Raw genomic sequence first — 14,055 nt, forward strand, 5'->3', positions numbered from 1 at the left:
GTGAAGAGGTGTGATTGCCGCGGTCATGCCACGCGCTCGAGTGCCGGATAGCTAGAGTAGCCTTCGGCGCTGCCGCCGAAAAGCGTGGCCCCGTCGAAGCTTGCGAGCGGCAGCCCGTCTTTCAGTCGGCGCGGCAGGTCCGGATTGGCGATGAACGGGCGGCCGAAGGCGACGATATCGGCAAGACCGGCGGCAAGGATCGCCTCGGCCTTCTTACGATCATAGCGGCCGGCGACGATGATGCGGCCGGAATAGGTGGCGCGCAGCTCGCGGCGGAAGTCGTCGGGGATGACGGGCGCATCGTCCCAGTCGGCTTCCACCAGATGGATATAGGCAAGGCCGATGCGGTCGATTTCGCCCGCGGCCTTCAGGATCGTCGGGATGATCTCGTCGTCCTTCATGTTGCGCTGGGTGATATAGGGCGACAGCCGGATGCCGACCCGGGAGGCGCCGATCTCGCCGGCGACCGCCTCGGCGACCTCGACCAGGAAGCGGATGCGGTTTTCGGCCGGGCCGCCATAGCGGTCGTCGCGCCGGTTGGACGAGCGGCGCAGGAACTGGTCGATCAGGTAGCCGTTGGCGCCATGGATCTCGACGCCGTCAAAGCCGGCTTCGATGGCGTTGGCCGCCGCCTGGCGGAAATCTTCGACGATGCCGGCGATCTCGCTCAGCTCCAAGGCGCGCGGCAAGGGGATGTCGACCATCGCGCCGATGCCGGTTTCTGGATCGGCCACCCAGACCTTTGCGTCCGGCAAAATCGCAGACGGTGCGACCGGGCGTCCGCCGTCGTGGAAACTCTCATGGCTCATGCGGCCGACATGCCAGAGTTGCAGCATGATGCGGCCTCCGGCCCGGTGTACGGCTTCTGTGACGAGCCGCCAGCCGGCGATCTGCGCGGGAGAGTGGATGCCGGGTGTAAACGAGTAGCCCTGGCCCTGCGCCGAGATCTGGGTGGCCTCGGTGACGATGAGGCCGGCCGAGGCGCGCTGGGCATAGTACTCGGCCATCAGGGCGTTGGGCACATTGCCCGGCTGGCTGCTTCGCGCCCGCGTCATCGGCGCAAGCGCGATACGGTTGGGTAGGGTCAAGGACCCGAGCGGGATCGGAGAAAAGAGCGATGGCATGGTGAGATCCTTTGTGAGGGGCAGTCGCATAGCGGCAGGGCCAAGCACGGGGAGGCACGTCAGTTGATCAGTGCGCCGCCTTCGATGTCGATGACCGAGCCGGTGACGAAGGGATTGTCGATGGCGAAGAGATAGCCGCTGGCGATATCTTCCGGTTGCCCGGCGCGGCCGGCAGGCAGTGTTGCAGCGGCGCGATCGAACATCGCGTCGCGCGCCTCGCCGGCCATGCCGGCATAGGCTTCCGTTCGCGTCAGGCCGGGGCTGACGACATTCACCCGCAGCGGTGCCAATTCCTTGGCCAGCACCTTGGCGGTTGCTTCGAGTGCCGCGTTCATCGCCGTCTTGACGAAGGTGCCCGGCACCGTTCGGCGGGCGAGAAAACCCGAGGTGAAGGTGATCGTACCGCCGGGCCGAATGCTCTTGGCCGCCTCGCGGGCAAGCAGGATCGAGCCCCAGTACTTGACGTCGAAGGCGGCCTTGGCTGCTTCGAGGTCGATATCGACGACGGTGCCGCCCGGCGCCGAGGAGCCAGCCGTGACGATCAGGTGATCGAACGGACCGAGCTGTTGGAAATAGGCGACCACTGCCGCGGCATCGGCAAGATCGAGACCGGTGGCGCGGCTGGCGATCTCTACCCGACCCGGGCGCTCGGCAAGCGCCTTGGCGACGGCGGCGCCGATACCGCTGGTGCCGCCGATGACGACGGAGACGGTGGTGTCAGTGAAAGTCATGGTCATTCTCCGGAGGAAGGGTGGGGACGGGTTCACAAAAGACGGCTTCGAGCAGCGGTCCGCCGGGCGCGCGCAGGAACAGCCGCCGCTCGCCGATGTCGGCAAGGTCCATGGTCGAATAGGGAATGGCGAGCCGGTCGAGCTTGGCGCGGAAGGCGGCGTAGCCTTCGAACCGGAAGCCGACATGATCGATCGCTTCGGCCGCACGCTCGAAGCCCACGCCACGGCTGCCGATGAGGTGGACGATCGGCTTGCCTCCGGCATAGAGCCAGCAGCCGGGGATTCGGCGGATAGCTGCCGGACGCTCGCCGACGGTCAGGTCGAAGACCGTCTCGAAGAACGCGCGTGTGGCGTCGATATCGGTGGTGCGGATGGTGACGTGGTCGATGTGCATCACGCGTCTCCTTTCGCCGGCAAATTTAGCGCTTGCGGCGCATCCGGATAATTGGCTTATTTCCAAAATTATATTTCGGAGAAAGCGAAAGATGCTGCTCGACAATCTGGCTCTGTTTCTTCTGATCGTCGAAAAGGGCGGGCTTTCCGCCGCCGGCCGCGAGATGGGGTTGTCGCCAGCCTCCGTCTCCGAGCGGCTGGCAGCACTCGAGGCCCACTATGGCGCCGCACTTCTGAAACGCACGACGCGGGCGATCAGCCTGACGGAGGAGGGCCGCCTGCTGGTGGACGGCGCCCGCCGGCTGCTGGCGGAGGCTGACGAACTGGAGAGCGGCATCCGGTCGGGCACGCGCACGATCTCGGGGCCGATCCGGCTGAGCGCGCCTGAGGATATGGGGCGGCGCTACATCGTACCGATCCTCGATCGCTTTCTCGCGGAGCACCCCGATGTGACGGTCGATCTCAATCTCACCGACGGTTACCTCGACCTGGTCGGCCAGGGCATGGATTTCGCGATCCGGCACGGCGTGCTTGCCGACAGCACGCTGAGGTCTCGGTCGCTCGGGGAGAACCGGCGCGTCGTATGTGCGGCGCCGTCCTATATCGAAGCTATGGGCCGGCCGGAGCATCCCGACGATCTCTCCCGCCACGACTGCATCGTCATGCGCTTCGGCGCCAATCTCGACCGCGAATGGGCCTTTCAGGTGGATGGCAAGCCGCACAAGGTCATGGTGCGCGGGCGTCGCGTCGCCAATGACGGCGGACTGGTGGGGGCGTGGTGCAGGGCGGGGCACGGCATCGCCCTGAAGTCGGTGTGGGACATCGCCGAGGACCTGGCCTCCGGCGCGCTGGTCGAGCTTCTCAAGGATTTTGCGGTCGGCGAAACCGGGTTGCAGATCGTCTATCCGCCGGCGAGCGTCCAGCCACGCCGGGTGCGGCTGTTGATCGAGCGGATCGCTTCGGAACTCGGTTCGATCGAGACTGTCCTGACGCGCATTGGAGACGCATAGGGCCGGCGACTCGTCCGCCCGTGGCCGCTGCCGACGTGGCCGTCGTGCAACAGTATCGCCCCTCGTTTTCCAATGCGGCATGCCAGCGCATTGCGGTCGCGCGCGGCTTCACTTATAAAACATGAGTAACACATTCAACATAAGAGGTGGCGCACGGCGCCACCGCTGGTTCCGGCGGCGGCCGCGCGGCTCCCGCGATGGAGAGGCAGATTGATGACCGATGCGATGGTGCAGGGGCTCCACGAACGGGAAGAGGGCAGGATACGCCGTTTCTTCAGCCGCCGCCTCAGAAGTCGCGAGGATGCCGTCGACGCCACGCAGGAAACGTTCATGCGCATGCTGGAGGCATCGCGCTCGACGCTGATCGAGAACCCGCAAGCCTATCTGTTCCAGGTCGCGCGCTCCGTCGCGCGGGTCGCCGCCGAGCGCACCGCGCGCGAGCAGGCGCTGTTCGTTGCCGACGAGGACGGCATCGAGCATGCCGAAGACAGGCCGATCCAGGATCGCATCGTCAACGCCCGCCAGTGCCTTTTGATCATGGCGCGCACCATCGAGGGGCTTCCGAACCGTTGCCAGCAGGTCTTCATCCTCAGCCGCCTGCACGGCCTCAGCAACGGCGCGATTGCCGAGCAGCTCGGCATATCGAGAAACATGGTCGAAAAGCACATCATCCGGGCGCTGCTCGAATGCCGGAAAATGCGCGCCGAAATTATTTTCTGAGCCGACATCAGGCAAAACCATCCATTCAACTCTAAGATGATGGGAGCGATTCTTTGGGACCGCCCGAAGGCATTTTCAGTTCGACCGGAAGACAGGAATGAGTGGCGATCGCCAGACAATCGATGACAGCGTTCTGCAAGCGGCTGCCGGCTGGGTTGCGCGACTGCAGTCCGAGGATGCGACCGTTATCGACCGCCAGGCATTCGAGCGCTGGCTCGACGAGCATCCGGATCATCGGGCGGCCTACGAAGAACTGCGGGCATTATGGAGCGATCTCGGCGAGGTACCGATCCCCGAAGGGCGGCTCGGGCAGTTGCGCGCACAGCGCCGCCGCCGCGTCGGTGGCTTTGTCGGGCTCTGTCTTGCCGCAGGCGTCGCGATCCTGTCGCTGGCGACGCCCTATGGCGCCCGTTGGCGCGCCGACTACTACACCGGTGTCGGCGAGGTCAGGCGCATCGCGCTGGAGGACGGGACGCAGGTGGATCTCAACACCGACACGGCGCTCGTCGTCCGATATGATCAGGGGCAAAGAAAGGTGCGGCTGCTGCGCGGCGAGGCGTTCTTTGCCGTCGCAAAAAATCCGCAGAGGCCCTTCGTGGTCGAAGACGGCTCGATCAGCGCGACGGCGCTCGGAACCCGCTACTCGGTTGGCGCGACGGGGGCGGACCGAGCGGCCGACGTTAAAGTGGAGGAGGGCCGTGTCGAAGTCGAGGCGGCCGGGCAGAAAGCCATCCTCGGCGCCGGCGAAGCGGCAACGATCGACCGGCAGGGTCGCCTGTCCTTGACGAAGACGGATGTTGCCGCCGGGACGGCCTGGCGCGACGGAAAGCTTGTCTTCTCCCGTCGGCCGCTCCGTGAGGTCCTTTCGACGCTCGAGCGCTACCGCCGCGGCCGGATCCTGCTCATCGACGAGAAGGCCGGCGCGCTCGAAGTGTCGGGCATCTTCGATCTGCACGATACCGACGACGCACTGAGCGTTCTCGAAGCCAGTCTGCCGCTCCGTGTCTTGCGGCTCTCGGGCCTCATGGTCCTCGTCCAGTCGCGTTAGGTTGACGCCGGCGGCAAGGCGGTTTCGCGCCTTACAAGAATCTTTTCTGACAAAAATCGTTCGGTGACGTCAGGAGAACGCGCTCCCCACACTCTTAGTCAGCAGTGGCGGCGCTGCACCTGGTTCGAGGTGGCCCGCCCGGAGTTGGAGTAGGGGATCTCGGATGAGAATTTTGCAGGGTCGTGGATCGCGACGCCGGTCTTTTGCATGCTTGGCGCTCGCCAGTGTTTCTTTCATCGCCTGCGCGAGCGCAGTGCAGGCGCAGGCGACGGCGGCACCGTCCGCGATCACGGCGTCCAAAGCGATCTCCGTTCCCGCGGGCTCCCTTGAAACGGGCATTCTCAAGCTCGGCCGGCAGGCCGACCTGCGCCTGCTCTATCCGAGCGCGCTCACCAGCGGCAAGGTGACCAAGGGCGTTGAAGGCAGGCTCGCGACCGAGGCGGCGGTTGTGCAACTGCTCGACGGGACCGGGCTTCGCTTCCGCATCGTCAGCGCAACGACCGTGCAGATCTTCGATCCGGCGGACGCGACGATCACCACCGGCGCCGTCGTCAGGGATGGCGCAACGCAACTGGAAAAGATCACCGCGACCGGCGAGCGGACCGGCGCCGAAGGCATCGTCGAGACCGACGGCTACGTGGCGAAATCCGCAAGGATCGCCACCAAGACCGATACGCCGGTCATGCAGACGCCGCAGTCGATGTCGGTGATCAGCCAGAAACAGTTGCAGGACCTGAAGCCCCAGAACCTGATGGAGGCGCTGAACTATACGCCCGGCGCCCGCGTCGGCCAGTACGGCGCCGAGCCGCGCTTCGACGCCTTCAAGGTACGCGGCATCGACCTGACGCTGACCGGCATCTTCCGCGACGGCATGCGCCAGATCGCAAGCCCCAACGGCCTGTTCCGGCTGGAGCCCTATGGCGTCGAGGCAATCGCCACGTTGCGCGGCCCGGCCGCCTCCATCTACGGCGCCAGCTCGTCTGGCGGTATCGTTGATATCGTCTCGAAACGCCCGACCAGCGACCCGCTGCGCGAGGTCGAGGTGCAATACGGTTCCTTCGGTCGCGTGCAGGGCGCCTTTGACGTTTCCGGACCGCTCGACGACGAAGGCACCATGCTCTACCGCATGACGGGTCTTGCGCGCGACGGCCGCACCGAGATCGAGGCGGTGAAGGACGACCGCCTGTTCATCGCGCCCGCCTTCACCTGGCAGCCGGATGAGGGCACCAAATTCACGCTGCTTGGCGAGTACATGGATTCGACCACCGGCGGCACCTGGGGCTACCTCAACCGCTACGGGCCGGACGGCAAGTCGATCGGCGCGATCCCGACCTATGGCGGCGACGCCCGCTTCAACGATTTCACCCAGAAGCAGGCGCGCATCGGCTACGAGCTGGAGCATGAGCTCACAGACAGCGTCACGCTCTTCCACAAGCTGCGCTACTCCGACATTTCGACGCGGCAGGAATGGGTGTTCGCCAAGTATCCGGGCCTGACCGTCGAGGACAACAGCGGCCTTGCCAGCGACACCTATCTGAAGTTCGACTTCGACACGGGTGCCGCTGCGCACCAGCTGATCGCCGGCATCGACTACAGCTACATGAAGTATACCTCGCAGCAGGGCAGCGGGCCGGATCTCTTCACCGACGACTTCACCTATGTGCCGAAGCTGACTTCGACCCAGAAGCAGTCGCAAAGCGGCATCGGCATCTACATCCAGGACCAGATCGAGTATGAGGCCTGGCGCCTGACGGCGGGCCTGCGCCACGACTGGGTGGACAACAAATATTCCGTCGACGGAAGGCGCTTCAACCGCGACGACAGCGAGACGACAGCGCGCGCCGCCCTTGGCTACGTGCTGCCGAATGGCATGATGCCCTATGTCAGCTACGGGACGGCCTTCGTTTCCAACCCGGGCGTGATCCTCAATCTAGGCGGCACCGATACGCCGGCGATGCCGACGCTCGGCAAGCAATGGGAGGCGGGCGTCAAGTACGAGATCCCCGGCCAGAACGCGACGATTACGGCCGCGGTCTTCAACATCGACCAGGAAAACGCCACCGTCTACGAGACGTCATCGGGTCTCAACCTCCTGCGCCAGCTCGATCTGAAGTCACGCGGCTTCGAGCTCGAGGGCACGGCCTCGCTCGACAACGGCTGGAACTTCATCGCGTCCTACTCCTACAACGACGTCGAAATCACCAAGCTGACGTCGGAAACGCTCGGTAACCAGCTGAACTCCTCGCCCTACCACATGTTCTCGCTGTGGGCGGACTACGAGGTGCAGTCCGGACCGCTCGAAGGGCTCGGGGTCGGCGCAGGCGTGCGCTATGTCGGCTCGAGCTTCGGCGACAACGTCCACACGCCGGTCCTCAACAACCAGGCGCGCACATTTGTCGATGCTTCGGTGCGCTACGATCTTGGCGCTGCCAATCCGAACTTCGAGGGCGTGCGGCTTCAGCTCAATGCGACCAACCTCTTCGACGAAGTCGAGCAGCTTTGCACAACGGGCTTCTGCTACTTCGACGAAGGCCGCAAGGTGGTCGCCAGCCTGCGTTACCGCTTCTGATGGCGTCGGAAAAGGCAGTCCAGCCAAGGCCGTCGCCCGCCGCGATCTTCTTCGCGGTCGGTGGGCTCTATGTCGCGCAGAGCGTGATCGGCGGGCTGACGATGCTCGGCCTGCCCGCGGTCTTGCGGACGCAGGGCCTCCCGCTCGACCAGATCGGCCTCGTCTATCTGACGGTGCTGCCCTGGGCGCTGAAGTTCCTCTGGTCTCCGCAGGTGGAGCGTTTCCGCCTGCCGGTGGTCGGTCGCAACCGCTCGGCGGTCATCATTGTCGTCGGCGGCACGCTGTCGGCGCTGATGCTGGCGGTTCTCGGGTTCATCGGCCCGGAGCGGCTCTTCCCCGTTCTCGCCTGCCTCGTGTTCATCGCGCTCTTCACCTCGACCGTCGACATCGCCTGCGACGGTTTTGCGGTCGAGACGCTCGCCGAAGAGCATCACGGTTGGGGCAATGCCGCCCAAGTCGGCGGCTCCTATGTCGGCTCGGCGATCGGTGCCGGCCTGTTCCTCGTGCTCGTCGATCGGCTCGGCTGGGCCCCGGCGGTGTGGATCATGGCCGCCGTCGTGCTGGGGCTCGGTCTGCCTTTCCTGCTCGGGCCCGGTTCGCGCCCGACGAACGAGGCGCGCAGCCACACTCCGTCGCTCAAGGCCGCGCTCGCCCGGCCGGAGGTGCGCAAAGGCCTTCTGCTCGCAGCGATCTATGTGTCCGCGCAGAAATGGGGCCTTGCCATGCTCGGCCCTTTCCTGATCGACTACGGGTTCGATCTCGCCTCTGTCGGTATGCTCAATGGTGTCGGCAGCATGCTCGTCGGCTTCGGTGGGGCCTTGTTCGGCGGTCTGCTCGTGCGCCTGTGCGGTACCGGTGCCGTGCTGATCGGCGCGCTGCTCCTGCAGGTGACGATGCTGGTCGCCTTCGCCTATGTCGGCGCCTCCGGCGATGTCTCGCGACCGCTGGTGATGACGCTTGCGGTCGCCAGTTCCTCCGGCGTCATGGCGATCGGCTTCGTCGCGCTCTATGCACAGTTCATGGGCTGGGCCGATCCGCGCCAGGCGGGCGTCGATTTCACTCTGTTCCAATGCATGGACAGCCTTGTCAGCATGGCCGGGGGCTTGGGCGCCGGCTGGATCGCCGAACGGTTCGGCTATTCCGCCTTCTTTATTTGCGCGGCAGGGGTTTCAACGGTTGCGGTGCCGTTGCTGGCGTTCCTCGTGCGGCCGCCGATGCGGCCGACGCGCAGCGCGCCTTGCCCTGACGCCGGCGCTCCCTGATGTACACGGGCAAGGGACCGGTCAGGGCGCGGATGCACGTGCTGGCCGGTTGCGGAACTGTCGGCGATAGCTGGCTGGCGAGATGGAGAGGGCGCGGGTGAAATGCTGGCGGAAGGAGACGGTGGAGCCAAAACCCGCCATCTGCGCTACGTGATCGACTGAACAGGAGCCGGTCTCCAGCAGGCGCTGCGCCACCGCCAACCGCTGCGCCAGAACCCATTGCGTGAACGTCGTTCCCGTCTTCTTGCGGAAATGTCGGGTGAAGCTGCGGAGACTCATGCCGGCGTGATCGGCCAGCCGTTCGAGCGACAGTGGCTCGTCGAGATGTTCGATCGCCCAGGTAATCGTCGCTGAGAGCGGGTCGCCGCTGCCGGGGGCAGGGAGCGGCGCTTCGATATATTGCGCCTGGTCGCCGTGACGATGAGGTGCGACGACCAGCCGGCGGGCGATGCGGTTGGCGATCTCGGCGCCGTGGTCGCTGCGCACGATGTGCAGGCAGCAGTCGATCGCCGCGGCCGTTCCGGCGGACGTCAGGATATCGCCCTCGTCGAGATAGAGCGCGTTCCAGTTCAGCGCGACCTGCGGGTAGGCGCGCTCGAATTCGTCCGCCCAGGCCCAGTGCGTCGAGGCCGCCCGGCCGTCGAGCAGCCCGGCTTCGGCGAGCACGAAGGTGCCGAGGCAGAGGCCGACGAGCCGGGCGCCACGGGCGTGGGCGTCGCGCAGCGCCTCAAGCAGGCTTTCCGACGGACGGTTGCCCGCATCGTTCCAGGCCGGCACGATGATCGTGTCCGCTTCCGTCAGGCTTGCGAGATCGTGCTCCACCTCGATGCTGAAACCGGACATGGTGCGAACGGTACCGGTCTTTTCTCCGGCAATCACAAGCCGGTAACGTGGCGCGCCGAGCTTCAACAGGTCGTCGCCGAAGACGATGCAGGGCACCGAGAGGTGAAAGGGGCTGATGCCCTCGAAGGCGACGATGGCGACGGTGTGCATGTGCTGGCCGATACTCAAGCAAATGAAGTTGGCCGGAACCTATCACATATTGTCATTCAGGCCACTTTCGTGATGAGGCCGCTTTGACGATCTTCGCGGGCGTCGAAACGCGAAAGGAACCTCCCATGACACAACACCCGACCATCCGTACGATCGCCGGTGCCGCTGCCCCCACCAGCCTCGATCCCAGGAAGACGGCGCTGCTGGCGATCGACTTCCAGAACGAATATTTTGCCGGCCGCATGCCGATCCCCGATGGCGAAAAGGCGCTCGCCAATGCCAAGCGGTTGATACAGCGCGCCGATTCCGATGGGATGAAGGTCTATCACGTCAAGCATGTCACGCCGGCTGGCAGCCCGGTGTTTGCCGAGGACAGCGAGACTTCGGCGTTTCACCGGGACATTCAGCCCGCCGCCAACCATTCGGTGGTGCGCAAATCCTCCGTCAGCGTCTTTGCCAGCACGGATCTCGGCACCCAGTTGAGGCAGGCTGGCGTCGATACGCTCGTCATGTCAGGGCTGATGACCCATGCCTGCGTTGCCGGTGCAGCGCGCGATGCCGTGCCGCTCGGCTTCAACGTCATCGTCGCTTCGGATGCCTGCGCCACACGCGATCTCGATACGGGGGAAGGTGACGTCGTTCCGCATGCGCTGCTGCATCGCGCATCGTTGGCGACGATCGATGACACCTTCGGCGATATCCTGACGACCGATCAGGTGCTGGCGCTGGCGCGCCGGTCCTGATTGAGCAGCGCAACCGGGCCTGTCTGGAGCGCGCTCTTCTGAGACGTCGCATTCGGACAGAACGGGTCGCCCGACCTTGCTAGGCGGAACCGCGCAGCATGATCTCGGCGCTCAAGAGAATGCGCTCGTCCTCGGGGAAGGCGCCGCCGTCGTCGGTGGTTTCCCCGAGCTTGAACAAAAGCAGTTCGATCGCCAGACGACCGATCTCGTTGTAGTTCTGCGCCACCGTCGTCAGCGGCGGGCAGGTGTAGCGCGACAGCGGATGGTCGTCGTGGCCGGCGACGCGCAGATCCGCATCGGCATCGCGTCCGACCTTGAGACCCGACTGGAAGGCGGCGGCAATGACGCCGAAGGCGACGCGGTCGTTGGCGCAAAGCACCGTCCTGGTTGGAAAGCCGCCGGAGCCGAGGATGCGCAGCGTCTCGTCGAAGCCGAATTTTTCGAAATCCCAGGCGGCATTCGGCGTGGTTTCGACCAGTGCCGGCTCCATCTTCAGCTGCTGCATCGCTTCCAGATAGGCGTCGCGCCGGGCCATCGCGTTGTTGTTGACCGGCGGCATGCCGAAGTAGCAGGGCGGGCTGCCGGAGCGGCAAAGATAGTCGACCATCAGACGGAAGCTCTGGCGGTTGTCGGTGCCGACGAAGGACGAGCTGTCGTCGAGTGGCGAGTCCACATAGATCAGCGGAATGCTGGCGCCGAGCGCCGTCAGCGTCCGGTGATGCGACTGCACGCCGAGCGGCGCGATGATGGCGCCGGCGACGTTCATCGACTTGAAGGTCTCGATCGCCCGCTCTTCCATTTCCGGCCGCCCGTCGGAGGAGAGCACGAAGGCAAGGAACCCTGCCTGGTTGGCGATGTGTTCGATCCGGCGCGTCAGCGCCATGTAGAAAGGGTCGGTCGAGTTCGGGACGATGACGCCGAGGATGTTGGTGCGGCGGCGGTTCAGGTTGACGGCGAAGATGTTCGGGCGAAAACCCGACTGCTTGATCGCAGCCTCTATGGCATCGCGGGTCTTCTTGCGGACCGAGCCTGGATCATTGAAGTATTTCGAGACCGTCGGGCGCGACAGGCCGACGAACTCCGAAAAATCCTCCATGGTCTTGATCTGTCTGTCCACGGTCGCTGTGCCCCATATTGTTTTGATTTCGTTTATAGGTTCATTTCGAGGGGATAGGCAGTACCGGCTCGCAAATATTCACCGAACATCCGGCCTGACGCTAAGCGCGGCAGGCCTTGAAGTAATCCTCGAGAACCCGATCGACGGCAGCAAGTGCCAGCGGTTTTGCTTGAGCCGCGACTTCACCGTCGCGCACGCGCTCGTAATTGCCGGGGAGATACTGGCTGATCAGCGTTTCCGCGATGACGACGCCGTCAAGCAGTGCCAGAAGTTCTTCGACGGCTGCCGCGACCTTCGGATGCGGCCAGTAATAGCGGATGCGGTCGCTATAGGAGAAGTGCCGCTGCAGCCGCTGGGCCTCCGCCGAGCCGTGGTAATACTTGCCCCAGTTGCCCGGCTCCTCGCGCATCACTTCCTCGGTGACGGCCGCCAGCGTCTGCTTGCGCGCCTCGGGGAAAAGGAAGGCGGCGATCTGGTCGAGGCCGTAGAGTGCCTCGCGCAAAGCGAAGGTCAGGCCCGGGCCGACCTTGAGAATGGCAAAGCCGTCGGAAACGAGATCGCGCAGCGCCTCTGGTGTCTGGTAGTCGGTCGAATGCGCTTCGAAGACGACGCCGTCGAGCTGTTTCAGGCTGGCGCTGAGGTTCGCCGCTTTCGCCCGGTCATAGGCGATCACGTTCTCGTTGCCGAACTCGACGCCCGGCTGGACCACCGCGCCGACGACACGTCCGAAGGCGTCGGCAGCGCCGGCCTTTTCAAACGCCTGGCGATGAATGGAGACGGTCTCGACCGCCGCCTCGGGTGCGGTGACTTCCAGCGTGTCGAGTTCTTCCAGTGCGCCGCCCGGAACCGGCACTTCGGTGCCGATGATGTAGACGGGAGCGGTGTGGTTTTCGCCGCGAATAGCGGCTTCGGCGGCAGCCGCCAGCCGCGCGGCGCGCTCCGCCGTCACCGCATCGGGCAGAGCCACCGGCTCGCCGGCGCAGCCCATGCTGGTATCGAGATGCAGCTTGGTGAAGCCGGCCTTGGCATAGGCCTTGATCATCGTCTCGGCCTTGTCCATCGCTACATCCGCCGGCAGGTGCTTCCACGGGTTCGGGCCCAGATGGTCGCCGCCAAGAATGATCTTGTCCTTCGGGAAGGCGACACGATCGGCGATCCCGGCGACGAAGCGGGTGAAATCGGCGGGCGTCATGCCGGTATAGCCGCCGTCCTGGTTGACCTGGTTGCAGGTCGCCTCGATCAAAAGCGCGGCATTTTCCTTCAGCGCCCGCAGCATGGCGGCTTCGATCACCAGCGGGTGGGCCGAGCAGACGGAGGGTATGCCGCGCGGGCCGGGGCGTTCGGACCAGCGGGCGATGTCGATCAGAAGGTTCTGTTGCATGGCGGTCAGCCCTTTTTCGCGGTGATGAAGGTTTCGAGATCGGCGCGCGTCGATGCGCCTTCCATCGGGCCGGAAATCATGACGGCGCGCGCGCCCGAGGCATTGGCGAATTCCAGTGCTTCAGCGGGCTTGGCTCCGTTCAGCCAGAAGGTGACGAAGGTCGCGCCGAAGCAGTCGCCGGCGCCGGTCGGGTCGATTTCCTCGACCGCAAAACCCGGATGCGAGAGCGTCGTTTCACGATCGAAATAGCTGGCGCCTTCGGCGCCGCGCTTGACGACGACCACCTTGATGCCGGTGGCGAGCAGCTCGGCAATGGCTTCCGCTTCGGTCTTTACCTGCGTGAACAGGAAGAGTTCCTGTCCGCTCGGCAGGAAGACGTCGGTCTTGGCGAGCACCGCCTGCAGCGCCTCGCGCATGCCGGGGCTGTCGAGGATTTCCGGCCGCAGGTTCGGGTCGAAGGAGACGGTGCCGCCGGCTGATTTGATGATCTCGATCGCGGCGATGATGCTCTCGACCACGCTTGGAGCGTAGAGCGACGAGCCCATCACGTGCAGGTGGCTGCAGGTTCCGACCAGCGCCCGGGTCGCCTCGTCGAGCCGGATCGTGCCGCAGGCACTGTGGCGGATGTTGAAGACGAAGGCGCGGCTGCCGTCGGCGCGGTAGCGCACGAAGGCGCTGCCGGTGGTGCCGAGCGGATCGACCGCGATACCCGAGATGTCGACGCCATCGGCCTTGAGCCGATCAAGGTTGACGTGGCCGAAATCGTCGTTGCCGACGCGCGAGATCATTGCCGCTGCCTGGCCGAGCTTGCCGACCTGGTCGATGAAGATCGCCGGCGCACCCGAGGGGTAGGGGCCGATCAAAGGGGTCGCCTGGCGAAAGCCGTCGCCCTTTTCGGTGGCGATGATCTCCACGAGAATTTCGCCGATCGTCAGTATCTTGTGCATGGGTATGTTCTCTTCGG

13 protein-coding genes are annotated in these 14,055 nt (G+C 65.0%); 6 read left to right on the forward strand and 7 right to left on the reverse strand.

The window, feature by feature from the left end:
* Nucleotides 1-23: 23 nt before the first annotated feature.
* From IB279_RS15820 to IB279_RS15830, 3 genes are read right to left on the reverse strand one after another with little or no spacing between them, the layout of a single operon-like run.
* Nucleotides 24-1,124, reverse strand: a complete 1,101-nt coding sequence (locus tag IB279_RS15820) for an alkene reductase (protein WP_192339335.1) — start codon at nt 1,122-1,124, stop codon at nt 24-26.
* Between the two features lie 59 nt (nt 1,125-1,183).
* Nucleotides 1,184-1,855 (reverse strand): SDR family oxidoreductase, encoded by a 672-nt coding sequence (locus IB279_RS15825; protein WP_060644787.1) that lies wholly within the window; start codon nt 1,853-1,855, stop codon nt 1,184-1,186.
* Nucleotides 1,842-2,249 carry a glyoxalase gene (locus IB279_RS15830; protein ID WP_113504711.1) on the reverse strand — a complete coding sequence of 136 codons (408 nt, stop codon included), beginning with the start codon at nt 2,247-2,249 and terminating at the stop codon, nt 1,842-1,844. The genes IB279_RS15825 and IB279_RS15830 overlap by 14 nt, the downstream gene beginning before the upstream one ends.
* Nucleotides 2,250-2,340: 91 nt before the next feature.
* Between IB279_RS15830 and IB279_RS15835 the strand changes: the two genes are divergently transcribed.
* From IB279_RS15835 to IB279_RS15855, 5 genes are all read left to right on the forward strand, one after another.
* Nucleotides 2,341-3,258, forward strand: a complete 918-nt coding sequence (locus tag IB279_RS15835) for a LysR family transcriptional regulator (protein WP_192339336.1) — start codon at nt 2,341-2,343, stop codon at nt 3,256-3,258.
* A gap of 213 nt (nt 3,259-3,471) precedes the next feature.
* Entirely contained in the window at nt 3,472-3,978 is a 507-nt protein-coding gene (locus IB279_RS15840; protein ID WP_034805502.1) for a sigma-70 family RNA polymerase sigma factor, read from the forward strand.
* Nucleotides 3,979-4,075: 97 nt separating this feature from the next.
* Nucleotides 4,076-5,026 (forward strand): FecR family protein, encoded by a 951-nt coding sequence (locus tag IB279_RS15845; RefSeq protein WP_060581063.1) that lies wholly within the window; start codon nt 4,076-4,078, stop codon nt 5,024-5,026.
* Nucleotides 5,027-5,237: 211 nt separating this feature from the next.
* Nucleotides 5,238-7,595 carry a TonB-dependent siderophore receptor gene (locus IB279_RS15850; RefSeq protein ID WP_246801956.1) on the forward strand — a complete coding sequence of 786 codons (2,358 nt, stop codon included), beginning with the start codon at nt 5,238-5,240 and terminating at the stop codon, nt 7,593-7,595.
* A complete protein-coding gene (locus tag IB279_RS15855) occupies nt 7,595-8,857 on the forward strand; it encodes an MFS transporter (protein WP_113504708.1) in 1,263 nt (420 codons plus the stop codon). The genes IB279_RS15850 and IB279_RS15855 overlap by 1 nt, the downstream gene beginning before the upstream one ends.
* Before the next feature lie 21 nt (nt 8,858-8,878).
* Here IB279_RS15855 and IB279_RS15860 read toward each other — a convergent pair whose 3' ends face one another.
* Nucleotides 8,879-9,850: a GlxA family transcriptional regulator gene (locus IB279_RS15860; protein ID WP_113504707.1), complete on the reverse strand. Its 972-nt coding sequence runs from the start codon at nt 9,848-9,850 to the stop codon at nt 8,879-8,881.
* 125 nt (nt 9,851-9,975) lie between these two features.
* Between IB279_RS15860 and IB279_RS15865 the strand changes: the two genes are divergently transcribed.
* Entirely contained in the window at nt 9,976-10,593 is a 618-nt protein-coding gene (locus IB279_RS15865) for an isochorismatase family protein (RefSeq protein WP_192339337.1), read from the forward strand.
* Between the two features lie 79 nt (nt 10,594-10,672).
* Here the strand turns inward: IB279_RS15865 and IB279_RS15870 are convergent, their stop codons facing one another.
* From IB279_RS15870 to IB279_RS15880, 3 genes are all read right to left on the reverse strand, one after another.
* Complete coding sequence (locus tag IB279_RS15870; RefSeq protein ID WP_034805926.1) at nt 10,673-11,689, reverse strand: LacI family DNA-binding transcriptional regulator; 1,017 nt, start codon at nt 11,687-11,689, stop codon at nt 10,673-10,675.
* Nucleotides 11,690-11,810: 121 nt separating this feature from the next.
* On the reverse strand, nt 11,811-13,091 hold the full coding sequence (locus tag IB279_RS15875; RefSeq protein ID WP_192339338.1) for a D-tagatose-bisphosphate aldolase, class II, non-catalytic subunit: 1,281 nt from the start codon (nt 13,089-13,091) through the stop codon (nt 11,811-11,813).
* A 5-nt stretch (nt 13,092-13,096) separates the two neighbouring features.
* The gene (locus IB279_RS15880) at nt 13,097-14,038 is read right to left on the reverse strand and encodes a sugar kinase (RefSeq protein WP_192339339.1); all 942 of its coding nucleotides are present in this window, start codon (nt 14,036-14,038) and stop codon (nt 13,097-13,099) included.
* Between the last annotated feature and the right edge of the window lie 17 nt (nt 14,039-14,055).

It is taken from the genome of Ensifer sp. ENS06 (assembly GCF_014852205.1).
GTDB lineage: Bacteria > Pseudomonadota > Alphaproteobacteria > Rhizobiales > Rhizobiaceae > Ensifer > Ensifer adhaerens.

Bases quoted from the DNA above. Each gene is read 5' to 3' on its own strand.
- IB279_RS15820 (WP_192339335.1), bottom strand. From the start codon at position 1,124: ATGCCATCGCTCTTTTCTCCGATCCCGCTCGGGTCCTTGACCCTACCC.
- IB279_RS15825 (WP_060644787.1), bottom strand. From the start codon at position 1,855: ATGACTTTCACTGACACCACCGTCTCCGTCGTCATCGGCGGCACCAGC.
- IB279_RS15830 (WP_113504711.1), bottom strand. From the start codon at position 2,249: ATGCACATCGACCACGTCACCATCCGCACCACCGATATCGACGCCACA.
- IB279_RS15835 (WP_192339336.1), top strand. From the start codon at position 2,341: ATGCTGCTCGACAATCTGGCTCTGTTTCTTCTGATCGTCGAAAAGGGC.
- IB279_RS15840 (WP_034805502.1), top strand. From the start codon at position 3,472: ATGACCGATGCGATGGTGCAGGGGCTCCACGAACGGGAAGAGGGCAGG.
- IB279_RS15845 (WP_060581063.1), top strand. From the start codon at position 4,076: ATGAGTGGCGATCGCCAGACAATCGATGACAGCGTTCTGCAAGCGGCT.
- IB279_RS15855 (WP_113504708.1), top strand. From the start codon at position 7,595: ATGGCGTCGGAAAAGGCAGTCCAGCCAAGGCCGTCGCCCGCCGCGATC.
- IB279_RS15860 (WP_113504707.1), bottom strand. From the start codon at position 9,850: ATGCACACCGTCGCCATCGTCGCCTTCGAGGGCATCAGCCCCTTTCAC.
- IB279_RS15865 (WP_192339337.1), top strand. From the start codon at position 9,976: ATGACACAACACCCGACCATCCGTACGATCGCCGGTGCCGCTGCCCCC.
- IB279_RS15870 (WP_034805926.1), bottom strand. From the start codon at position 11,689: ATGGAGGATTTTTCGGAGTTCGTCGGCCTGTCGCGCCCGACGGTCTCG.
- IB279_RS15875 (WP_192339338.1), bottom strand. From the start codon at position 13,091: ATGCAACAGAACCTTCTGATCGACATCGCCCGCTGGTCCGAACGCCCC.
- IB279_RS15880 (WP_192339339.1), bottom strand. From the start codon at position 14,038: ATGCACAAGATACTGACGATCGGCGAAATTCTCGTGGAGATCATCGCC.